Genomic DNA, 21,937 nt, shown 5'->3' with positions numbered 1-21,937 from the left:
TTCCGTTGGTAGGAACAAAGTCAAAGACCATAGTATTTGTTTTTAAATTCTTTCGATAACAATTGCCGAAGCTCCACCGCCGCCATTGCATATAGCAGCAGCTCCGATTTTTCCATTATTTTGTTCTAAAACGTTTAACAGAGTGACGATTATTCTTGCTCCAGAACAACCAAGAGGATGTCCTAATGAAACGGCACCTCCATTAACGTTAACTTTATCATTGTCTAAACCTAAAATTTTAGAATTGGCTAATCCTACCACGGCAAAGGCTTCATTAAATTCAAAATAGTCTACATCACCAATGTTTATTCCGGCTTTGTCTAAAGCTTTAGGAAGTGCTTTTGCGGGACTGGTAGTAAACCATTTTGGTTCCTGTGCGGCATCGGCATAACTGCTGATGTAAGCTAAAGGTTTTAGTCCTAGGGATAGTGCTTTGTCTTCACTCATTAAAACTATTGCTGCAGCGCCATCATTGATTGTTGAAGCATTGGCTGCAGTTACGGTTCCGTCCTTGGTAAAAACGGCACTTAATGTCGGAATTCGGTCTATTTTTACGTTAGTGTACTCTTCGTCTTTAGATACTATTATCGGATCTCCTTTCCTTTGAGGTACAGCTACAGGGACAATTTCGTTGTCAAATTTTCCGTTTTCCCATGCTTTTGCAGAACGCTCATAGGATTGGATGGCATAATTATCCTGATCTTTTCTGGTGAAATTATATTCGGCGGCGCACAAATCGGCGCATACACCCATTGCATTATTATCATAAGCATCCGTAAGGCCGTCTTTTTGCATGCCGTCAACCATGGTGGCAGGGCCAAATTTGGTTCCGTTTCTCAAGTTTAGGTAATGCGGAATCAAACTCATGTTTTCCATCCCTCCGGCAATAACAATTTCGGCATCTCCGCATTGGATGGCTTGTGCGCCCATCATCACAGATTTCATCCCTGAGGCGCAAACTTTATTTATTGTAGTACAACTAACAGAATTTGGCAAACCGGCAAACAAAGCTGCTTGACGAGCGGGAGCTTGTCCTACGCCTGCCTGAACAACATTACCCATATATACTTCGTCAACTAAATTCGGATCTAATTTTATTTTGTCTATAGCACCTTTAATAGCTGCTGCACCTAGTTTTGGGGCAGAAACAGTGGATAATCCTCCCATAAAACTTCCTATGGGTGTCCTAACGGCAGAAACGATAACAACTCTTTTGTTCATGATTTATATTATGTTAGTTTATCAAGCAAATTTAATCATTTTTAGATAAAATCTGATTTTGATTTGGGTATTATATTTTTGTCAAAAATAAATGCAATTTTTATTGTGGCCTATGTGTTTGATTGTGAATTGATTTTGTGAAAAAATGAAAAAATATTGAAAAAAGTCGTCAAAATAGTTGTGAGAAACCTAATGAAGTGTTAGATTTGCAACCGCAAAACAGGACACGTTTCCTAAAGAGTTTTGGAGAATTTTGGAGAGGTGCCAGAGTGGTAATGGAGCAGTTTGCTAAACTGTCATCGAGTGATCGGTGCCAGGGTTCGAGTCCCTGTCTCTCCGCATAATGATTTTTACTCGGGGTGTAGCGTAGCTCGGTTATCGCGCCTGCTTTGGGAGCAGGAGGCCGCAGGTTCGAATCCTGCCACCCCGACAAAATAAACTTTTTCCATTTAAGTTTTAAAAGAAAAATGGAGGCATAGCTCAGCTGGATAGAGCACCTGCCTTCTAAGCAGGCGGTCGAAGGTTCGAATCCTTCTGCCTTCACTTCAAAACCCACTGTTTTCAGTGGGTTTTTTGCGTTTTATACTTTTTGCGTTTTTTATTTTCCTACATTTGTAGTAACAAAATGCTACTTTTTACAACGAAAACGCAAAAAAAAAAGCAAATTAGATTCTGGAATAGAAAGCAAAAAGCCCTGAGGATTTTATGAAATACTCAGGGCTTTTATATTTTACTACCTAGTTAAAGATTGTGTAGCTATTCAATACAACGTAAATGATCAATAAAATAATTTTCTGGCTGATAGGTCTTATTGTCTAATTCTGATTTTAATTCTCTTCTAAGGATATAATCTTCGGTTCCGGTTAAATATTGGATGCGCATCATTGATACCGGAGATTTTTTTAATTCTTCGATACTCCCTTTCATAAACATAAAATTACCGGTATTGACACGATTGTCAAAACCTTTGTCGTCTCGAATCATTGTCCCGCAATTTTCCTGATCGATATGCAGCATCGTAATGATGGTTCCGTTATTTAATTGTAAAATTAATTTAGAGTTTTTGTCAAAACAGTTTGCCTTCAAAAAACCTTTACTTTTTTGAAGAAGCTGCACGTTTAAAGTAGGCATGCCGTCTGTAGAGGCTAAGGAATAAAAAATATAATTTGAATTTCCGCCAAAAATTTTCTCATGCACAATGTATTCTCTGGTTGATTTGTAACTGCCAATGGAATCATTGACATCTACGCTGTACTCACAAGGCTTTTGGGCTAATAGGTTTGCTGTTATAAAGAATGCTACTATTGTAATTATCTGTTTCATATAAGTGAATTGATTTGTCGGTTTTTGCTTAGCAAATTGGTTGTTAATGGCGATTTTATGTTTATTTTATTTTGTTGCAAATTAAAACTATTTTATTGTTTTCTTCGTCAGTTGTAAAAAAACAATAAACATTTCCTCCCTCTTTTATTTTCCATTTTTTGCGAATAGTTTCTACTGACTCAGGAAAATTTCGAGTGGTGACATTTGCTTTCTTTTGTTCTAGATAGGTTTTTATTTCGTTTTTCTGGTAGGAAATGCATTTTTCAATTGCAAAAACTCTTCCGGGAAATGGTATTAAATCTACTGAAGTGTACAAATGAGAGTGTTTATGTAGCTTGTTGAGTTTAAACGATAATCCAACTTGATCAAAACCGCCCGATTTCATTATGGCACTATTGGGCTCGTATAAGTATTTTTGAGGGAGGCTGTAATGGGCAGTTTCGGATTGTTGATCCAAGACAAAGTCAAAACTTTCTGTTTCATCTTTTAAAAGGTTGACTGTTTTGATTTCTACCTCGCCCGCATAGTCTTTATGTATTTCCCATAATAATTCTTTGACTTCATTTTCCAAAGCAACAATATGAATCGCTTTTACGTTTTGGAGTTCTGATAAACCAGCGGATAAATCCAATAAAGGAGCCGTTTTTGTCAGAATTTTATTCGAATGTTTAAAGTAAAAATCAAGATTGTCAGGCACATTAGGCAAGCAATCTTGGAGCAGGAATACTTTTCCTTTGGCATCATTTCGCCTTGATGGATCAATATAAATCCAATCCCATTTTTTATTTAATGAGGCCAAAGTAGCTATACTGTCCCCTGAATAACAACTGATGTTTTTTACGGCTAATTGTTCGAAATTATGTTGTACAAGATTCGATAATTCAGAATTGATTTCACAATGGACAACCGTGCTGATTTTTTTTGCAAAATAATAATCGTCTACGCCAAAACCGCCTGTTAAATCGATCAAACTGTCGCCGGAAACGATAGTAGATTTGTAAAGAGCGGTCTTCTCCGAAGAAGTTTGTTCTACCGAAATTTTAGCAGGATAGATGATGTCTTTGGTAGCATACCAAGTGGGCAGCTTGTCCTTGGCCTTTGTTTTGGCTTCAATTTGGTTCAAAATAGTAATCCAAGCCACTTCTGGGAAAGGATTTTTTTGTAAAGCCAGTTTTGAAATTGATGTGCCGATATTGGTGTTTATAAATCCCTGAATTTTGGGATTTAGTATTTGTAAATCCAAGATTATAGGTTTTTAGTTAAAAGTTGGACTACGATGTTCTCTGGAAAAAATTCCTTGCCAATTACCTTTATGATGGTATACATTGGAACGGCAACAATCATTCCCAGGATTCCAAAAAGAAAACCAGCAATTAAAATGACTAGAAATATTTCTAATGGATGAGAACTAACACTTTTTGAAAAAATGATGGGTTGGGATAAGTTATTATCGATAATTTGAACAATCCAAAAACCAATTAGAACATAAATGGTTGTAGGTAGTGTTTCTGTTTGAAAGTCACTTCCTAAATGGCTAATCATCGTTAGAATTGCTGCTAAAACAGAGGCGATTAACGGGCCAATGTAGGGAACGATATTCAATACGGCACATAAAAAAGCAATAACAATGGGATTTGGAACTCCAAATAGGAGTAAAACAATAAGATATAAAAGAAAGACAATAAACAATTGGATCAATAAGCCAATGAAGTAACGTGATAACAGAAAATTGATTTTCTCCAAAGAGTTTAAAATTTGGTCTTCGTGACTATCGGGAATCAATTTTTTAGCGCTTTTAATAAATAGGGATCTGTCTTTAAGGAAGAAAAAAGCAATAAACAAAACTGAAGCTAATCCCATTCCGAAACTACTGATGGTTCCAAGTACGGCGTTTAAAAAATTGGGAATAAGGTTGAAGTTAATTTTTGAAGTGATATTGGCTTCTTTTAAAATTTTTAAGGAATCGATGTGATGGCCTTCTAGAAATAGATTAAACTGATCAAATAATTGAATGGTGTTTTTTTCAATTTCAGCCGTATTTAAAAGCGATAAATTTTGGCTTTGGGATGAAACCAAAGGGATGAACATCATTATGAATCCAGAAATGATAAGAATAAAGATAAATAATGTTCCAATAGTAGCAAAAAGATGATTGAATTTCATTCGTTTCTTAAAAAAATCTAGAATAGGGTTTCCTATAAGAGTCAGTATTAAGGCTACAATTAGATAAATGAGTACAGATTGAATTTGATATAAAAAATAAAGTAATAAAGTTGCTAAAACTATTGCCACTATTGCCTTTAAAATCCCATTTGCTATAATTCTGGATGTAATCATTTATTTTTCTTTTTAGGATCTAAAGATAAAAAAAAACTCGCTAACAAGTAGCGAGTTTTTAAAATCTTAAATCTTAAAATTTTTATATCCCGAAGGCAGCTCTTGCTCCACCAGCAACAAATATCGCTTCCATTCTTGATTTTTGTCCGTTAGAGAACATGTACATTCCTCTATCGTCTGTATAATCCATATAATTCATGGTCATCTCTACAGGAGTTCCTGTACAAGTGCTATAGTGTGGATAAGCCGGAACACCATAGTTAGCCGTGTTATGAGTAGGAGTGTCAGCAACTTGATCGCTTCCACAAGTGGCATCACCCCAGATGTGACGTAAGTTCATCCAATGACCTACTTCATGTGTAGCGGTTCTTCCTAAATTATACGGATAGCTTCCGGAGCCGGCTAATCCAAAATATTTTGAATCAATTACCACTCCATCTGTAGCGCTGCTTCCACCAGGAAATTGGGCGTAACCTAAAATTCCGCCACCAATAGTACAAGCCCAAATGTTTAATTTTGTTGTTGGTGAAGTTGGGTCTAATCCTCCTTGTTTGGTTTTTTTCATCGCATCTCTGGTTCCCCAAGAGGTTTTGGTTGTAGCTTTTCTGTTGATGGTTTCTAACACAAATGTAATACCTACATTTGCTTTTACTCCTGAAAATAAAGTTGGGACATCATTGAAATCAGAGTTTGTTGCATTGAAATCTTGGTTCAAAACATCAATTTGAGATTGGATTTGTGAATCTGAGATGTTTTCGGCAGCAGTCTTGTATAGTACATTGACTACGACAGGAATTTCAATTTTCCCATTGACTAAACGGCCACTTAAGATTGCTTTTTGTGTGAAGGCTTCAATTTGGTTCATTCTAATGGCCAGTGTAGGATCGGCGGCTAACTGGGCTTCCAGTACTTCTTGAGATGCGCAACCTCTGTGTGCAATTGCATTTGTTTGTGCATCAGTGGTCTCTTTTGGGTCATTTTGACAAGAGAAAAGTAGCATACAAGCTACTGCCGATAAAATTAATTTTTTCATAATTAATAATTGGTTTTGTTAAAAAAAATACGATTTGGTTGTTAATGGCGCAATTTTATAACAAAATTATAAGATATGAAAAAAAAAATCAGAAAAAAATTTTAACAAAAAATTATGAAGGCCTATTTTACTGGCTTTTCGAGCTGTTTGCGAAAAAGATAATTATTTTATTTGAAAATTAATTCTTACGTTTGATTATATCTTGGGTAGCTTATTGCCACACACTTTTCAGCTATGTGTTAAAGTATTTTGCTGGTTAGATATAAAAATACGTTCTCTTTCAATCAAGTTGCTAGGTTTTTTAGGTAGGATATCTTTTGTTGAAAGTAAAAGTGGTTCTAGTAAAAGTGGTTCTGGTAAAATAATAAGATTACTATTTATAGATTACGAGAACATGTATTAGTTATTGAACACGTAATTTAAAATATTAGCTCCCATTTTTAACGCTTTTTCGCGAACACTAATTGGATCATTATGTACTTCTGGATCTTCCCAACCATCACCCAAATCACATTCGAATGTATATAGTAAAACAAGTCGGTTTTCTACAAAAATTCCGAATGCCTGTGGTCGCTTTCCATCATGTTCATGAATTTTGGGTAATCCATTGGAGAAGAGAAAGGGTTTTTGAAAAAGGGGATGATTGGCGGGAATTTCGATTAAATTAGTATTGGGGAATATTTTTTTTATTTCTTTTCGGATGTACTGATCCATACCATAATTGTCATCAATATGTAAAAAACCTCCTGAATTGAGGTAGTTTTTCAGATTGTTGACATCAGTATCACTAAAGACTACATTACCATGTCCAGTCATGTGTATAAAAGGGTAGGAGAACAAATCAGGACTGCTAGGTTCTACCGTGGCGGCTTTTGTGTTTATTCGGGTATTGATATTGGTATTACAATATTTGATTAAATTGGGCAAAGCGGTAGGATTAGCGTACCAATCACCACCTCCGCTGTATTTAACCAAGGCGATTTCTTGTGCGTATGAACCAACTGAAAATAGGAGTAAAGCCAAATAGATTTTTTTCATACAGCTAGTTTTTTTTAGAGGCACTGTGTTTTTATCGCTTTTGATATAAGTTTTTTGTGTTCGGATAGCCCTATTTTAAGTGAAGATTTTATATTTCTAATTAGTCTTCATTGACAAAAACAACACTATGACAAGCAACCACAGCAGCAGTTTCAGTTCGTAATCTTGTATTTCCCAAAGAAACGGGAATAAATTGATTTTCAATTGCCAATGCGATTTCATTTTCAGAAAAATCCCCTTCTGGACCGATTAATAGAGTGATGTTTTCCTTTGGTTTTAAAACGGACTTCAGTGTTTTTTTGTCGGTCTCTTCACAATGGGCAATTAATTTTAATCCCTCTGTTTCCAGTTTTACAAACTCTTTATAGGTAATGGCTTCATTCAATTTAGGAAGAAACAACTCATTAGATTGCTTCATGGCTGATAAAATGATTTTTTCAAAACGGTCTTTGTTGATGACTTTTCGTTCAGAATGGTCACAAATAATGGGCGTTATTTCATGAATCCCAATTTCCGTAGCTTTTTCTAAAAACCATTCATAACGGTCGTTCATTTTTGTGGGTGCGACGGCAAGATGCAAATGATAATTAGAAGAATCCTTTTTTTCGAAAGAAATAATTTGAACCGTACACTTATTGTCTGAAGCTAAGGTGATTTCGGTTTTGAATAAATAGCCAAGGCCATTGGTGACAAACAAAATATCGGAATCTTTTTTGCGCAGTACTTTTATGATGTGTCTGCTTTCTTCTTTGTCAAAAGAAAAGCTTTCCGTGGTTTCGTTTATGTCGGGGTTGTAAAATAATTGCATAGTTTAAAATTGGATTCGTGCTTTTGAAACCACAGCTGCGGTTTCGAAATTTTGGGATAAATATTTTTGATAACCTACAATTCCTATCATTGCAGCATTATCGGTTGTGTATTCAAATTTTGGGACAAAAGTTTTCCAACCGTATTTTTGTTCGGCTTCTTTTAGGGTTTTTCTGATTCCGGAATTGGCCGAAACGCCTCCGCCAATGGCGATTTGTTTTATGCCCGTTTCTTTTACCGCCAGCTTTAGCTTATCCATTAAGATTTCGATAATCGTATATTGAATAGAAGCACAAATATCATTGATGTTTTCGTCAATAAAATTAGGGTTTTCTATTTTTTTCTTTTGGATAAAATATAAAATAGCCGTTTTCAAACCCGAAAAACTAAAATCCAATCCGGGTACTTTTGGTTTGGTAAAAACAAAAGCCTTAGGATTTCCTAGTTGAGCATTTTTATCCACTAAAGGTCCGCCGGGATAGGGAAGTCCAAGGATTTTAGCACTTTTATCAAAGGCTTCGCCTACGGCATCATCGGTCGTTTCTCCAATGATGGTCATATCAAAAAAGTCATTTACTTTTACAATTTGAGTATGTCCGCCACTTATGGTTAAGGCCAAAAAAGGGAAATCGGGCTTTTCAAAACCTTCTTCATCTATAAAATGGGCCAAAATATGAGCATGCATGTGGTTGACAGCAATTAATGGAATTCCCAGCGCCAATGCCATTGACTTGGCAAAAGAACTGCCTACAAGTAGCGATCCCATCAGTCCGGGACCCTGGGTAAATGCGATTGCGGTTAACTGCTCTTTGTTGATATTTGCTTTGCGAAGAGCGGCGTCTATAACCGGCACTATGTTTTGCTGATGGGCGCGCGAAGCCAGTTCGGGTACAACGCCTCCATATTGCGTGTGAATCAGCTGATTTGCAACAACATTTGACAGCACTTTGTCATTATGTAAAACGGCTGCTGCCGTATCATCGCAAGAACTTTCGATTGCAAGAATAAAAACCTCTGGATTTTGCATAAAAAGGCACTAATTTTGAATTATATTTGACAGACCGAAATTTTAATTTGTTTAAATTTGCGGTGCAGCCAAAATTAAAGAATTTTTAGCAAAGCTGCCGCTCTTTCCTTGGGCAAAATAGTATTTTAGGAAAAAATAAAACAAGAATAGGTATCAAAAATATCAAAAAAATAGTTTTTCGTTCAGTAATCGGGATAATCCTCTTTTTATTGATGCTCGGTATTATTTTATCTTTGCCTTTTGTCCAAACAAAAGTAGCGCAGTATTTTACCAATAGCCTCAATAAGGATTTTGGAGTGAATATTACTGTTGAAGGCGCCAGGGTTTCTATTTTTGGTGGTGTCAAATTAAAAAAAGTACTGATATTAGACCATCATAAAGATACCTTAATTTATTCGAATATAATAAATACCAATGTTTTAGATACTAAAAAGGTATTGGATGGAGACTTGATTTTTAGCGATATAGAACTAAATGGATTGCTGTTTAGTATCAAAACGTATAAGAATGAAAAATTGACCAATATTGATGTGTTTATTAATGCTTTCGATAGTGGTAAGCCTTCCTCGGGTAAACGTTTTTTACTGACTGCAAATAAAGCATTTATAAAAAACGGCCATTTTATTTTGGTCGATGAAAATCGTGAAATCCCCAAGGATGTCGACTTTACTAAGCTTAACGTAACTTTGAGTGAGTTTAAGCTTTACGGCCCCGATGTGTCTACCAAAATTGACAAGATGTCTTTTTTAGACCATCGTGGTGTATATGTTGCCAAGTTGAGCTCTAATTTCAGTTATACAAAAAAGAGTATAAAACTGGAAAATCTTGATTTAGAAACCAAAGAATCAAAATTAAAAGGGGATGTTTTTCTAAATTATAAAATAGAGGATTTTTCAGATTTTAATAATAAAGTCCAGTTTGATGTAAAACTGCAATCGGCTTCACTGGCTTCTAATGATATCAGATATTTTTATAAGGATTTAGGAAGGAACTTGCATTTTGATATCAAATCAAATATAAAAGGGACGCTAAACGATTTAAAATTATCCGATTTAAAATTAGTTGATTCTAATAATTCCCAAATTAATGGTACGATAAAATTCAAAAATCTTTTTGGGAAAAAAGATCAATATTTTTTCATGGACGGAAATTTTAATAAAATAGTGTCCAGTTATGATAATCTCGCTTCAATACTTCCTAATGTTTTAGGGAAAAAATTGCCCGCTGAGCTCAAAAAATTAGGCGTGTTTACGATTGTAGGGAACTCTCAGGTGAGTGCCACTTCGCTAGATGCTGATTTCTCTATCTTAACTGATTTGGGTAATGCGCAATCAATTTTGAGCATGAGAAATATTGATTTTATTGATAAAGCTTCTTATGTGGGGAATGTGGTATTGGAGGATTTTGACCTTGGAACTTTATTGGACCGTAAGGATTTGGGTAAAATAAGTCTGAATGTTGATGTAGATGGAAAAGGGTTTACAGAAAAGTATCTTAATACTGCTCTGAAAGGAGCGGTTTCTAAAATAGATTATAACAATTATACTTATAACAATATAGCGGTCGACGGTAATTTTAAAGCGCCAAACTATAAAGGACAAATTTCAGTAAACGATCCTAATCTTAAGATGAATTTTGACGGTTTGGTAGATTTGAATAGGAAAGATAATAAGTATGATTTTCATATCAATGTTGAGAATGCCGATTTGCATAAGCTGAATTTTATTAAAGATAGTGTTTCCCTTTTTAAAGGAGATATTATCGTGCAGGTTGCCGGAAAAACAATTGAAGATCTTCAAGGGAATATTTACATTCAAAAAACTTCCTATCAAAATGAGAAAGATACCTATAGTTTTGATGATTTCAATATCAATTCTAGTTTTGATAAAGAGAAAGTACGTACCATTACGATAAATTCTCCTGATATTATTGAAGGCGAAATAGTGGGGAAATATCAGTTCAATCAGTTGGGCAAATTAGCGAAAAACTCTTTAGGAAGTTTATACACCAATTTTAAACCGGAAAAGGTAAATAAAGGGCAGTTTTTGAAATTCAATTTTACAATTTACAGTAAAATAATTGAGCTTTTTTATCCTGAAATTTCCATTGGTTCTAATACCGTTGTCAAGGGGAATATCAAATCGGATATCCAGGAGTTTAAACTTAATTTTAACTCTCCACAAATCGTAGCTTCCAAAAATATTTTTGATAATATAAGGGTTGCGATAGACAATAAAAACCCACTTTACAATGCTTATGTAGAGTTGGACAGCATTAAAACTAAATATTATAAGGTTCGGGATTTTAGTTTGATAAACGTGACAATGAAGGATACCTTGTTTTTTAGATCTGAATTTAAAGGCGGTTCTAAAGGGCAAGATTATTTCAATCTGAATTTATACCACACCATTAATAAGGATAATAATAATGTTGTGGGAATTAGTAAATCTGAGATGAAATTCAAAGATTATTTGTGGTTTTTGAATGAAAAAGATACGCCTGACAACCAAATTGTTTTTGATAAATCATTTAAAAATTTTAAAATTGATGATATAATATTATCGCATGAAAATCAGGCGATAACCCTTAAAGGAGATATAAAAGATGTTTCTAATAAGGATTTGAAATTGAGTTTTAAAGATGTGGATCTGTTTAAAATCACACCGGCTGACGATCAATTTGTGTTTAGGGGAAACATAAATGGAGAAGTCAATTTTAAACAAAATAATGCGGTTTATAAACCAACGGCTTCATTGACAATTGATCAATTGAACATTAATAAAACCGATTTAGGCGTGCTGAAATTCGGTATTGAAGGGGATCAGAATCTTGAAAAATTCACCATTAACTCTTTCTTAGAAAATGGAAATCTGGAATCCTTCAAAGCCGACGGGAACTTTGAAATCGTCAATAGGGAAGCGGTTCTCGACATGAATTTAAAGTTTGATAAGTTCAATTTGGGAGTTTTGGGTTCTTTAGGAGGAGATGTGCTTTCTAATATTAGAGGCTATGTTTCAGGAAATGCCAGCGTAGGCGGAAATGTAAAAAAACCTAAAATTAACGGACGGCTTTATTTGGAAAAAACAGGAATGACCATTCCGTATTTGAATGTGGATTATGAATTAAATGATCGATCGGTGGTCGATTTGACCGAGCAGAAGTTTTTATTTAGAAACAATGTTCTGACAGATACTAAGTTCAATACCAAAGGTTCTTTGGAAGGAAGTATTGAACATGATGTTTTTTCGGACTGGAAGTTGGATTTAACCATAAATTCAAAGAAACTACTTGCTTTGAATACACAAGATCATGAAGATGCGGCCTATTATGGTACCGCATTTATAAATGGAGAGGCATCTATAAAAGGGCCAACCAATGGTTTGTTTATTAAAGTTGAAGCGCAATCAGAAAAAGGGACTACACTCAAAATTCCTATAAATGACGCCGAAAGTGTGAGTGAGAATAGTTTTATTCATTTTTTGACTGCAAAAGAAAAGTATAATATTGAAAAAGGAATTGTTGAAAATTCCCGAAAATACAAAGGTCTTGAGCTGGAATTTGATTTGGATATTACTCCTGATGCCGAAGTGGAAGTGATTTTTGACCGAAGTTCAGGACATGGGTTGAAAGGTAAAGGATATGGTACTTTATTGTTCAAGATCAACACCTTGGGAAGATTTAACATGTGGGGAAATTTTCAAGCGTATGAGGGTTCTTATAATTTTAAATATGGTGGATTAATTGACAAGAAGTTCTTGGTAGAAAAAGGAGGCTCTATTGAATGGTTTGGAGATCCTATGAAAGCGGTTTTGAATCTTAAAGCGGTATATAAAACGATTGCAAATCCATCTGTATTGTTGGAAAACTCTTCTTTTAAAAGAAAAGTTCCAGTTGATGTAGTGATTGGTATTCGAGGGGATTTAGCGAGTCCAGAACCCGATTTTAACATTGAATTCCCAACGGTGAGTAATGTATTGAAATCTGAAATTCAATATAAATTGAATGATAAGGACGTGAGACAAACTCAGGCTTTGTATCTCTTGTCGTCAGGCGGTTTCTTGAGTCCTGAAGGGGTAAGTCAATCTGATATTTCAGGAAGTTTGTTCGAAACAGCATCCAGTTTGTTGGGAGGGATCATAAAATCCGAGGATGAAAAATTCAAGGTGGGATTGAATTATATTTCTGCTGATAGAAGAATTGGAAAAGAAACTGACGGCCGATTTGTAGCTACCATTTCTTCAAAAGTGAATGAAAGAATTACCATAAACGGAAAAGTGGGGGTTCCATTTGGAGGAATCAATGAATCTGCTATTGTTGGAGATTTAGAAGTACTGTATAGAGTTAATGAGGATGGAACAATGAATCTGCGCTTGTTTAACAGGGAGAATGATATTAATTATGTCGGCCAGGGTATCGGCTATACGCAAGGGTTAGGAGTCTCTTATGAGGTCGATTTTGATACTTTTAAAGAATTGATTAATAAAATTTTCAAAAAGCATCAGCTAGGCAAAGAAAACATCATTACGGATCAATTTCAAGATTCTAATCTGGCTCCTGAATACATCAATTTTTCAAAACCAAAAAGCCCTAAGAAAGAAAAAGTACCTGAGAATAAAGAGGCTGTGATTAGGAAAGAGGATTGATAATAGCTATTTTATTGTTAATGTAATGTAGTTTCTGCATTCTGCAGTAATTGAGCTAAATAGTTAGTCTTTTCGCTGTGAAAAAGTGTTTTTGGAATGATTTTATCAGTAACTTTAAATGTTTTTTTTACTGAAAAGAAAATCGTTCGTTAAAAAAAACGCAGTTTTTCTTTCTTCGATTCCCAATAATTCTTTTTTCAATAGCGTGTAGCTGTTAAGCAAAAGTGGTCTTCAAATGTTGAATAATCTAAAATGTGGACAGTTTTAGCATCAGCTAATTTATTGAATTAACGAACTGAAGCTTAGTTCGTTTTTTTAATTTGGAATAAACTTATCAACGAAAACGTTTGAATTTGAGAGAGCTTTTTAATTTACTGAAAACATAGCATTATAACTGTATTATGTTTGCTAGTTTTACACTTTAATACTTAAATAATGCAAAAAACAATAAAAAAAATAGGTGTTCTTACATCCGGAGGAGATTCTCCTGGGATGAATGCTGCTATTCGATCAGTTGTTCGAACTTGCGCTTATCATAATATAGAATGCATCGGGATTTATAGAGGATATCAAGGTATGATTGAAGGTGACTTCAAGGAAATGGGACCTCGAAGCGTAAATAATATTGTTAATAAAGGAGGGACGGTTTTAAAATCGGCTCGTTCTCTTGATTTTAAAACGCCGGAAGGTAGAACAAAAGCACATGAGAATCTTTTGAAAGCCGGAATTGATGCCTTAGTGGTTATTGGTGGAGACGGAACATTTACCGGAGGATTGCTTTTTAATTCTGAATTTGATTTTCCAATAATGGGAATTCCGGGTACCATTGATAATGACATCTTCGGTACGAGTCATACTTTGGGTTACGATACCGCATTGAATACAGTTGTTGAAGTAATCGATAAAATTAGAGATACGGCAAGTTCACATAACCGACTATTTTTTGTAGAAGTTATGGGAAGAGATGCAGGTCACATTGCTTTGAATGCCGGTATTGGAGCAGGAGCCGAAGAAATTCTTATACCAGAGGAGAATTTAGGATTAGATCGACTGTTGGAATCTTTACAAAAAAGTAAAGCTTCCGGAAAGTCATCCAGTATTGTCGTAATCGCCGAAGGCGATAAAATAGGTAAAAACGTATTTGAATTAAAAGATTACGTAGAGGCCAATTTGCCTGAATATGATGTAAGAGTTTCAGTTTTGGGTCATATGCAGCGCGGAGGTTCGCCTTCTTGTTTCGACAGAGTTTTAGCCAGTAGATTAGGTGTGAAAGCAGTCGAATCTTTATTAGAAGGAAAATCAAATTACATGGTGGGTTTACAAAATGACAAAGTAAATCTTACGCCATTGGAGCAAGCTATAAAAGGAAAATCTGAAATTGATAGAGAATTATTGCGAGTTTCGGATATCATGTCAACATAAGAATATATTGAAGTTTATTGTGAGGAAATTAGACTTTAAAGGAGTTAATAGAAAAGGAAAATAAACAAAAATTAAAGTAAAATGTCAAAAGTAAAATTAGGAATAAACGGTTTCGGAAGAATTGGAAGAATCGTTTTTAGAGAATCATTCAATAGAGATAATGTAGAGGTAGTGGCTATCAACGATTTATTAGACGTGGATCACTTAGCTTACTTGTTAAAATACGATTCTGTTCACGGTCGTTTTAATGGAACTGTTGAAGTAAAAGAAGGAAAATTATACGTAAACGGAAAAAATATTCGTATCACTGCTGAAAGAAATCCAGCTGATTTGAAATGGAATGAAGTAGATGTAGATGTAGTGGCTGAATGTACTGGTTTCTTTACTACTGTAGAAACGGCTAATGAGCACATCAAAGGTGGTGCTAAAAAAGTAATCATTTCTGCTCCTTCTGCTGATGCACCTATGTTTGTAATGGGAGTGAATCATACTGAAGCTAAAGCTTCTGATTTGATTGTTTCTAACGCTTCTTGTACGACTAACTGTTTAGCTCCATTGGCTAAAGTGATTAATGATAATTTTGGAATTGTTGAAGCTTTGATGACTACAGTTCACGCTACAACTTCTACTCAAATGACTACTGACGGTCCTTCTAGAAAAGACTGGAGAGGCGGACGTGCTGCTTCATGCAACATCATCCCGTCTTCTACAGGAGCTGCAAAAGCGGTTGGAAAAGTGATTCCTTCTTTGAATGGAAAATTAACAGGAATGGCTTTCCGTGTTCCTACTACCGATGTTTCTGCAGTTGACTTAACTGTAAAAGTGGAAAAAGAAACTTCTTACGAAGAGATCATGGCTGTATTGAAAAATGCTTCCGAAACGACAATGAAAGGAATCTTAGGATATACGGAAGATCTAGTAGTTTCTCAAGATTTTGTTTCTGATAAGAGAACTTCTATCATTGATGCTAATGCAGGAATTGGATTAAATTCTACTTTCTTCAAAATCGTATCTTGGTATGATAATGAGTACGGATATTCTAGTAAATTAATAGATTTATCGGTACATATTGCAGGCTTAAAATAATTATCTATATTTACAAAATCCCGTTATCTTTGGTGATTAACGGGATTTTATTTTTTACTTTCCTGAATATCAATTATTTGGAATAGAAAAAACGAAACCTAAAAACCAAAAAAATGAGATTAATAGTTGATAGTGGTTCAACCAAAGCCGATTGGATCGCAATAGATGATGAGGGGAAAGTATTGTTTACCACCCAAACATTGGGGTTGAATCCGGAAACTCTTGATAGTAGTGAAATTGTTAAGCGATTGAATGATCGTTTTGATATTTTACAAAATAAAAATGAGGCGACTCATTTATTTTTTTATGGCGCAGGTTGCGGAACTGATAGAATGAAAATTGCGCTATCGCAAATTTTTCAAGCTTATTTCCCTAATGCAATTATATCTGTAGAAGAAGATACCTATGCAGCGGTATATGCAACAACTCCTAAAGGACAAGAAGCGATTGTCAGTATTTTAGGTACGGGTTCTAACTGTAGTTATTTTGATGGAAAAGAATTGCATCAAAAAGTACAATCCTTAGGCTATATTGTTATGGATGATTGTAGCGGTAATGTTTTTGGAAAAGAATTGATAAGAAAATACTATTTCAATAAAATGCCAAAAGAATTGGCACAGCAGTTTGAAAAAGAATACGATTTAGATCCTGATTTTATTAAGAATAAATTGTACAAAGAGCCTAATCCAAATGCTTATTTGGCAACCTTTGCCAAGTTTTTAATTCAACATAAAGATTCTGAATTCTGCAAGAAAATTATTCTCAAAGGAATGAAGTCTTTCGTAAAAAATTATATCCGACAATTTGATAATTGCAAAGAAGTTCCCGTGCATTTTGTAGGTTCTATTGCTTTCTATTTGAAAGATGAATTGCAACAAACATTTGATAAATATGAGTTGCAGCTAGGTAATGTACTAAGAAGACCTATAGATGGACTGATTGCTTACCATATTGCTAATAAACAATAGAGATTCAATGATGGAGATCGCGATTATTGCGCACGATGGCAAAAAAGTGGATATGGTTCAGTTTTTAAATAAAAACAATGAACTATTACAGAATGTAAAGATTAAACTCATAGCTACCGGGACAACGGGAAGCAAAGCCGAGAAAGCTGGATTTAAAGTAAAAAAAATGCTTTCTGGACCCATGGGTGGAGATGCTCAAATAGCAGCAAGAGTCGCCGAAGGGAAAACCAAATTGGTTTTGTTTTTCAAAGATCCACTGGCAAGTCATGCCCACGAAGTGGATATCAATATGTTGCTTCGGGTATGTGATGTTCACAATGTGCCAATAGCGACTAATGAAGCTACTGCTCAGTTGGTATTGAACGCAATACTATCGAAATTATAGCCTATTTATATTTTTATAAAACTAAAAACCGTTTCTGTAGATGAAACGGTTTTTTTGTTTTAAAGAAGTGCTTAGCAAAAAAAAATGTCCCGTTTTTAGCAGGGACATTTTCTTTAGATTGTATTTATGAAGTTTGCCAGCAGTATTATAGAATAGCAATCATAGAGATCTCTACGTTGACATTCTTTGGCAGGCCGGCTACTTGAACAGTTTCACGGGCCGGAGCGGTGGTTTCGTTAAAATAAGATCCATAAACCGTGTTGATACTTGCAAAATCATTCATGTCCATAATGAATATAGTCGTTTTCACAACGTTTTCAAAGCTCATTCCGGCTGCTTCTAGTACAGCTTTCATGTTTTCCATTACTTGCGCAGTTTCGGCTTCTATATTGGCTACATTCAGCTCGCCAGTTTCCGGATTAATAGCAATCTGGCCAGAGGTATAAAGTGTATTTCCTTTAATTACGGCTTGGTTGTATGGGCCAATAGGAGCAGGGGCTTTCTCGGTAAAAATTATTTTTTTCATGATAAAGTAGATTAATTGGTTTAGAAAATGAATTTGTTATAATTCGAAATTAGCTTATACAATTATAGAATTAGCGGGAAACGTTTCGGCTTCTTTTGTCCCATTTGATATCGCTCAACACACCTGATTTTATTCCTATAAAGAAACCCCAGTTTGCATTATCGCCAAATGGAGTCCAATTGAAATCCATTCTCCAGCTCAATAAATCTCTCTCAAAACGCAACTGTGTAAAGGTAACTCCGTTTTGAACAAAGTCGTAACCTGTTGAAATTCCGGCTTTCCATTTAGGTGTTAAATCGGCATTTGCAGAAATCATGATAGAATTCCCTATGATTTTTTTCTCCCTATTGTTGTTTCCATAAGTCAATGAATAGGCAAATGTCATGTCCCAAGGCAATTTAGATCTGAAAAATTCCGAAATTTGATCTTCACCTTCTTCTTCTTCTCCGTCAAATTGGCTCCTTCTGTCATTTAGAACGGTATTGCTTCCAAAAAGATCATCTTCACGGCCTCCGTTTCTTTGGGTCTGACTGTCCTTGTTTTTGTCTTTCTTGTTGTCTTTATCTTTGCTCGAAAGAGAATAATTTAAGGTCATATTGGCACTGGTCATTCTAAATAAACTACCACCGTTATTGATGTTGTAGAGATTCATTCGGTTGCCGGAATTGTCAATCGCATACGGATCTAAGGTAGCTCCAAAATTGACATTCATTTTGTTCTGAAATAATTGTGTTCCTCCACTAACTCGTACTGGTGACCAGGCAAGCGAAGTCTTACCGTCAGCGTCCAGATTATAACTGGTGGATAAGTTTAAGTTGTTCAGTAACATGATTTTTTTAGGTTCCACTTTAGTACTATCCTTATCGGTTACCTTAGCTTCAAAAGTGTTACTCAAACTAAAACCTACATTGTTAGAGCGATTTAAACCGGGAGCGCCAAAAATTCCACCTTCAAAACGGGAATACTGCTTTGTCATGGTTCCAGAGGCATCCGTATCATAGGTATCATAGTATTTTTCAAAGCTTGGCGTATAGCCATAAGAGGCAGACGGACGCATGACGTGCCTGATGGATTTTATTTTTTTGTCTTCACCAAAGTTGAAAGTTCCATAAATGGTAGTTCCTATGCTTGATGAAAAAGAGTAGGTTCTAAAAGCGTCAAAACCGCTTACTACTTTATCGACCACTTTGCTTTGATCTGTGTCGTAGCTTCTTTCTATGGTTTTGGCGTACCAGATTTCTTCATAATTTACTGAAGTGGAAGCGCTGAAGTATTTGAATAATTTAAAATTGGTACTCAAAGGGATACTGTGTTGTAAACCTACTTTTGCATCTCTAAACATCTGAGGCTTGAAGAAAAGCGAGTCAGTTGTCGTGATACTGTTTCTTCCGTTTAAATTGTATTGTAAATTGATGTTTTTGAAAAAACCTTTTTTAACGGCATCTTTTCCAACAAAAGGATAGATACGATCCACACTAAGTTGTAGTGTAGGCAAGGTCATGTTGATTACTTCAGATTGGGTATTTTGGGAATGTGTTGCTGATAAGGACATTCTGACCTGTGGAACAGAATTGAACGTTTTAGAATAAGATACAGACGAACTTAAGGTATTGTTTAGATTAGAACCAACATTTGCCAGATTTATCGATTGTTTAAAATATTTACTACTTCCAAGATTCACCGAAGCGGAGAAACTCGAATTTGGGTTTGCTTTTGCATCTCTGGAATGCGACCATTGAATGTTGTAAATGCGTTGTTTTGAATAATCAGGATAGCCTCTTTCGCTACTGATTAGATTTTCAAACCTGATATTGACATTTCCACGAAATTTGTATCGTTTGGCATAAGAGGACTCAAATCGCATACCATAACTGCCATTGGTATAATAGTCTCCTAAAACGGTCAAATCATAATGTTCATTTAGGGCAAAATAATAACCACCATTTTGCAACGAAAAACCTCGATCGTTTGAGTCGTTATAACTAGGCAAAATAAGTCCGGAAATACTGGTTTCTTTGCTCATTGGGAAATAGGCAAACGGCAGGGCTATAGGGGTAGGTACATTGGCAATAACCATGTTGGTTAAGCCGGTTATTACTTTTTTTCCGGGGATGAATTTTACCTTACTGGTTTGGAAATAATATTCAGGATTGTCAACATCTTTAGAAGTCGTAAAACGAGCGCCTTTTAAAAAGTAAACGGAATCATTTTCTTTTTTAGTAATTGCGGCTTTTACTTTAAATTCGCCTTGATCTGATCTGGAATTCCAAATTATGGCTTTTTTGGTTTTAAAATTAAACCGAATAGAATCTGGTTCTACTTCGTTAGCGCCTTGTTTGAAATTGGGATATTGGGTAAACTTGCCTGTAGAATCTTTAATTCGGCCGGCATAAACTTCATTTTTTTCATAATCCATGACAATTATTCCCGACTTTAATTCAACATCCTGGTAATAAAGTTCGGCTTTGTCGTATAAGGTAATCAGTTTTTTCTTTTGGTCAATTTTTACAAATTGATTCGCTTTATATTTTACCTTGCCGTCAAGAAAAGCTTTTTTGGGCTTGATGCTGTCTTTTTTTGGGACAGTATCGAGTTGTTTTTTTTGTTCTAATATAGTTTTATTAGCTGTTGTCACTTCTAAATTAGGAGTGTTTGCTTGTTTTTTAGCAGAAATTGCTGTCTTTTTTTTGGAGATATCTTGTGCGTAGGTCTTACCGTATCCAATTGTTAGGAAAAAGGATATCAAAACGATATTAAATAAGTTTGTCTGCAAAGGTTTAAATGCTATTTTTGTAAAATTATGGCTTGTTTTTTGAAGTGTCAAACTTACAGATTATTTTTTGTCAAAAATAATCAAATACGAAGATATATAGCCATAGTGTTTTAATTAAATTTATTTTTTGATGCGTTTATTACATAAAATTAAAGGACTGTTTATTTTTCTGATAATTATAGGCTCTTATAATTCCTACAGTCAATCCCATATTTTTAAAGTTGCCTTAGATGCCGGTCATGGAGCGCATGATTTTGGTGCGGTTTATAATGGCCATATCGAGAAAAATATTGCTTTGGCTATTGTGTTAAAAGTGGGGAAAATATTGGAAGAAAAACCTAATTTTCATGTAATCTATACTAGAAAAACGGACGTTTTTATTGATTTGATCGAAAGAGCCAATATTGCCAATAGAGCCGATGCCAATATTTTTGTTTCGATTCATTGCAACGCCAATAAAAATACTGCTGCCGATGGAACTGAAACTTATGTAATGGGGATGAATAAGATTGCTTCAAATTTAGAGGCTGCCAAAAAAGAGAACTCCGTTATTACATTGGAGAAAGACTATAAAACCAAATATGAAGGTTTTGATCCAAATTCTCCTGAGACGATGATTGGGATGACTTTGATGCAAGAAGAATATTTAGATTACAGTATTTCTTTGGCAAGTAAAATTGAAGAGGGTTTTGGCCGATTGGGAAAAAAGTTAAGACAAGGCGGGGTCAAACAAGCGCCTTTTATGGTGCTTCATAAGGCATATATGCCAAGAGTTTTGGTGGAAACAGGTTTTATATCTAATTATGCCGAAGGAAACTTATTGGATTCTGAAAGTGGACAAAATGAAATTGCAGAAGCGATAGCCGAAGCGATTGTGAGTTATAAAAATGAGTTCTTTGGTAACGAAATGACTGATTTTATTGAAGTCAAACCATCTCAGAAAGTGAGTGGAACCGCTGTCAAAGACAGTGCTGCCTTTGTTAAAACCAAAAACACTCAAGCGGTGATTGTAGATAAAAAAACATCAGGAAAGGCAGCTGATTCTAATACTCTTTTTAAAGTACAGATTGCAGTAAGCTCCAGAAAAATGGATTTACTGCCTCGAAATTTTAATGGCTTGAGGAACGTAACAATGCAGTATGATGATAAAATGTATAAATACATGTATGGTGAAACCCCGGATTATAACGAGTCAAAAAAACTGTTAGAAGAAGCAAAAGCCAAAGGATATAATTCAGCTTTTTTAGTTGCGTTTAAAAATGGGGATAAAATCAGTATTCAAGAAGCCATTAAAAATTAATATGAAAGTAAAATCTTTATATTAGATTTGTAATAAAAAAACTAAAAT

The 21,937-nt window shown here is 35.0% G+C and carries 16 protein-coding genes and 3 tRNA genes; 9 read left to right on the top strand and 10 right to left on the bottom strand.

The annotated features are described in order from the left end of the window. Positions 1–42: 42 nt before the first annotated feature. Positions 43–1,221, bottom strand: coding sequence for an acetyl-CoA C-acyltransferase (locus BUB25_RS00180; protein WP_072937965.1), 1,179 nt, complete (start codon positions 1,219–1,221; stop codon positions 43–45). A 255-nt stretch (positions 1,222–1,476) separates the two neighbouring features. Between BUB25_RS00180 and BUB25_RS00175 the strand changes: the two genes are divergently transcribed. The 3 genes from BUB25_RS00175 to BUB25_RS00165 all read left to right on the top strand — a co-directional run bounded on the left by BUB25_RS00175 (position 1,477) and on the right by BUB25_RS00165 (position 1,764). Beyond that, a tRNA-Ser gene (locus BUB25_RS00175) sits at positions 1,477–1,560 on the top strand. A gap of 16 nt (positions 1,561–1,576) precedes the next feature. Next, positions 1,577–1,651 (top strand) — tRNA-Pro (locus BUB25_RS00170). Positions 1,652–1,690: 39 nt separating this feature from the next. Next, positions 1,691–1,764: transfer RNA gene (locus tag BUB25_RS00165), tRNA-Arg, on the top strand. Positions 1,765–1,977: 213 nt separating this feature from the next. On the opposite strand, the gene BUB25_RS00160 is transcribed toward BUB25_RS00165, so the two are convergent. From BUB25_RS00160 to tsaD, 7 genes are all read right to left on the bottom strand, one after another. Beyond that, positions 1,978–2,544 carry a hypothetical protein gene (locus tag BUB25_RS00160; protein WP_072937962.1) on the bottom strand — a complete coding sequence of 189 codons (567 nt, stop codon included), beginning with the start codon at positions 2,542–2,544 and terminating at the stop codon, positions 1,978–1,980. Positions 2,545–2,605: 61 nt separating this feature from the next. After that, positions 2,606–3,787: a THUMP-like domain-containing protein gene (locus BUB25_RS00155; protein WP_072937960.1), complete on the bottom strand. Its 1,182-nt coding sequence runs from the start codon at positions 3,785–3,787 to the stop codon at positions 2,606–2,608. A gap of 2 nt (positions 3,788–3,789) precedes the next feature. Then, positions 3,790–4,881, bottom strand: coding sequence for an AI-2E family transporter (locus BUB25_RS00150; protein WP_072937958.1), 1,092 nt, complete (start codon positions 4,879–4,881; stop codon positions 3,790–3,792). An 82-nt stretch (positions 4,882–4,963) separates the two neighbouring features. Continuing rightward, positions 4,964–5,914: a zinc metalloprotease gene (locus BUB25_RS00145; protein ID WP_072937956.1), complete on the bottom strand. Its 951-nt coding sequence runs from the start codon at positions 5,912–5,914 to the stop codon at positions 4,964–4,966. Positions 5,915–6,313: 399 nt separating this feature from the next. Then, complete coding sequence (locus tag BUB25_RS00140; protein WP_072937954.1) at positions 6,314–6,952, bottom strand: DUF4159 domain-containing protein; 639 nt, start codon at positions 6,950–6,952, stop codon at positions 6,314–6,316. 100 nt (positions 6,953–7,052) lie between these two features. Beyond that, positions 7,053–7,760, bottom strand: coding sequence for a 16S rRNA (uracil(1498)-N(3))-methyltransferase (locus BUB25_RS00135; RefSeq protein WP_072937952.1), 708 nt, complete (start codon positions 7,758–7,760; stop codon positions 7,053–7,055). A 3-nt stretch (positions 7,761–7,763) separates the two neighbouring features. Then, positions 7,764–8,786 (bottom strand): tRNA (adenosine(37)-N6)-threonylcarbamoyltransferase complex transferase subunit TsaD, encoded by a 1,023-nt coding sequence (gene tsaD / locus BUB25_RS00130; protein ID WP_072937938.1) that lies wholly within the window; start codon positions 8,784–8,786, stop codon positions 7,764–7,766. Positions 8,787–8,998: 212 nt separating this feature from the next. On the opposite strand from tsaD, the gene BUB25_RS00125 reads away from it, so the two are divergent. The 5 genes from BUB25_RS00125 (at position 8,999) to BUB25_RS00105 (ending at position 17,290) form a co-directional block, all read left to right on the top strand. Next, positions 8,999–13,429, top strand: a complete 4,431-nt coding sequence (locus BUB25_RS00125; protein WP_072937936.1) for a translocation/assembly module TamB domain-containing protein — start codon at positions 8,999–9,001, stop codon at positions 13,427–13,429. Between the two features lie 435 nt (positions 13,430–13,864). Continuing rightward, positions 13,865–14,851 (top strand): 6-phosphofructokinase, encoded by a 987-nt coding sequence (pfkA, locus tag BUB25_RS00120; RefSeq protein ID WP_072937934.1) that lies wholly within the window; start codon positions 13,865–13,867, stop codon positions 14,849–14,851. Between the two features lie 81 nt (positions 14,852–14,932). Beyond that, positions 14,933–15,937, top strand: coding sequence for a type I glyceraldehyde-3-phosphate dehydrogenase (gene gap / locus BUB25_RS00115; RefSeq protein WP_072937932.1), 1,005 nt, complete (start codon positions 14,933–14,935; stop codon positions 15,935–15,937). Between the two features lie 113 nt (positions 15,938–16,050). After that, a complete protein-coding gene (locus tag BUB25_RS00110) occupies positions 16,051–16,905 on the top strand; it encodes an N-acetylglucosamine kinase (protein ID WP_072937930.1) in 855 nt (284 codons plus the stop codon). A gap of 10 nt (positions 16,906–16,915) precedes the next feature. Further along, positions 16,916–17,290: a methylglyoxal synthase gene (locus BUB25_RS00105; RefSeq protein ID WP_072939660.1), complete on the top strand. Its 375-nt coding sequence runs from the start codon at positions 16,916–16,918 to the stop codon at positions 17,288–17,290. 145 nt (positions 17,291–17,435) lie between these two features. On the opposite strand, the gene BUB25_RS00100 is transcribed toward BUB25_RS00105, so the two are convergent. Both BUB25_RS00100 and BUB25_RS00095 read right to left on the bottom strand, forming a co-directional pair. Continuing rightward, positions 17,436–17,816 carry a RidA family protein gene (locus BUB25_RS00100; RefSeq protein WP_072937928.1) on the bottom strand — a complete coding sequence of 127 codons (381 nt, stop codon included), beginning with the start codon at positions 17,814–17,816 and terminating at the stop codon, positions 17,436–17,438. Between the two features lie 70 nt (positions 17,817–17,886). Further along, complete coding sequence (locus BUB25_RS00095) at positions 17,887–20,640, bottom strand: putative LPS assembly protein LptD (RefSeq protein ID WP_072937925.1); 2,754 nt, start codon at positions 20,638–20,640, stop codon at positions 17,887–17,889. Between the two features lie 79 nt (positions 20,641–20,719). Between BUB25_RS00095 and BUB25_RS00090 the strand changes: the two genes are divergently transcribed. Next, positions 20,720–21,889 carry an N-acetylmuramoyl-L-alanine amidase family protein gene (locus BUB25_RS00090; RefSeq protein ID WP_072937923.1) on the top strand — a complete coding sequence of 390 codons (1,170 nt, stop codon included), beginning with the start codon at positions 20,720–20,722 and terminating at the stop codon, positions 21,887–21,889. Positions 21,890–21,937 lie beyond the last annotated feature (48 nt).

It is taken from the genome of Flavobacterium granuli (assembly GCF_900129705.1).
Taxonomy (GTDB): Bacteria; Bacteroidota; Bacteroidia; order Flavobacteriales; family Flavobacteriaceae; genus Flavobacterium; species Flavobacterium granuli.
The sequence above is the reverse complement of the archived record's forward strand: the minus strand, read 5'-3'. Positions and strand labels throughout refer to the sequence as shown.

Excerpts from the sequence above, each read along its gene's own strand:
- BUB25_RS00180 (WP_072937965.1), bottom strand. The coding sequence starts at position 1,221 with ATGAACAAAAGAGTTGTTATCGTTTCTGCCGTTAGGACACCCATAGGA.
- BUB25_RS00160 (WP_072937962.1), bottom strand. The coding sequence starts at position 2,544 with ATGAAACAGATAATTACAATAGTAGCATTCTTTATAACAGCAAACCTA.
- BUB25_RS00150 (WP_072937958.1), bottom strand. The coding sequence starts at position 4,881 with ATGATTACATCCAGAATTATAGCAAATGGGATTTTAAAGGCAATAGTG.
- BUB25_RS00145 (WP_072937956.1), bottom strand. The coding sequence starts at position 5,914 with ATGAAAAAATTAATTTTATCGGCAGTAGCTTGTATGCTACTTTTCTCT.
- BUB25_RS00140 (WP_072937954.1), bottom strand. The coding sequence starts at position 6,952 with ATGAAAAAAATCTATTTGGCTTTACTCCTATTTTCAGTTGGTTCATAC.
- BUB25_RS00135 (WP_072937952.1), bottom strand. The coding sequence starts at position 7,760 with ATGCAATTATTTTACAACCCCGACATAAACGAAACCACGGAAAGCTTT.
- tsaD (WP_072937938.1), bottom strand. The coding sequence starts at position 8,786 with ATGCAAAATCCAGAGGTTTTTATTCTTGCAATCGAAAGTTCTTGCGAT.
- BUB25_RS00125 (WP_072937936.1), top strand. The coding sequence starts at position 8,999 with ATGCTCGGTATTATTTTATCTTTGCCTTTTGTCCAAACAAAAGTAGCG.
- pfkA (WP_072937934.1), top strand. The coding sequence starts at position 13,865 with ATGCAAAAAACAATAAAAAAAATAGGTGTTCTTACATCCGGAGGAGAT.
- gap (WP_072937932.1), top strand. The coding sequence starts at position 14,933 with ATGTCAAAAGTAAAATTAGGAATAAACGGTTTCGGAAGAATTGGAAGA.
- BUB25_RS00110 (WP_072937930.1), top strand. The coding sequence starts at position 16,051 with ATGAGATTAATAGTTGATAGTGGTTCAACCAAAGCCGATTGGATCGCA.
- BUB25_RS00105 (WP_072939660.1), top strand. The coding sequence starts at position 16,916 with ATGGAGATCGCGATTATTGCGCACGATGGCAAAAAAGTGGATATGGTT.
- BUB25_RS00100 (WP_072937928.1), bottom strand. The coding sequence starts at position 17,816 with ATGAAAAAAATAATTTTTACCGAGAAAGCCCCTGCTCCTATTGGCCCA.
- BUB25_RS00090 (WP_072937923.1), top strand. The coding sequence starts at position 20,720 with ATGCGTTTATTACATAAAATTAAAGGACTGTTTATTTTTCTGATAATT.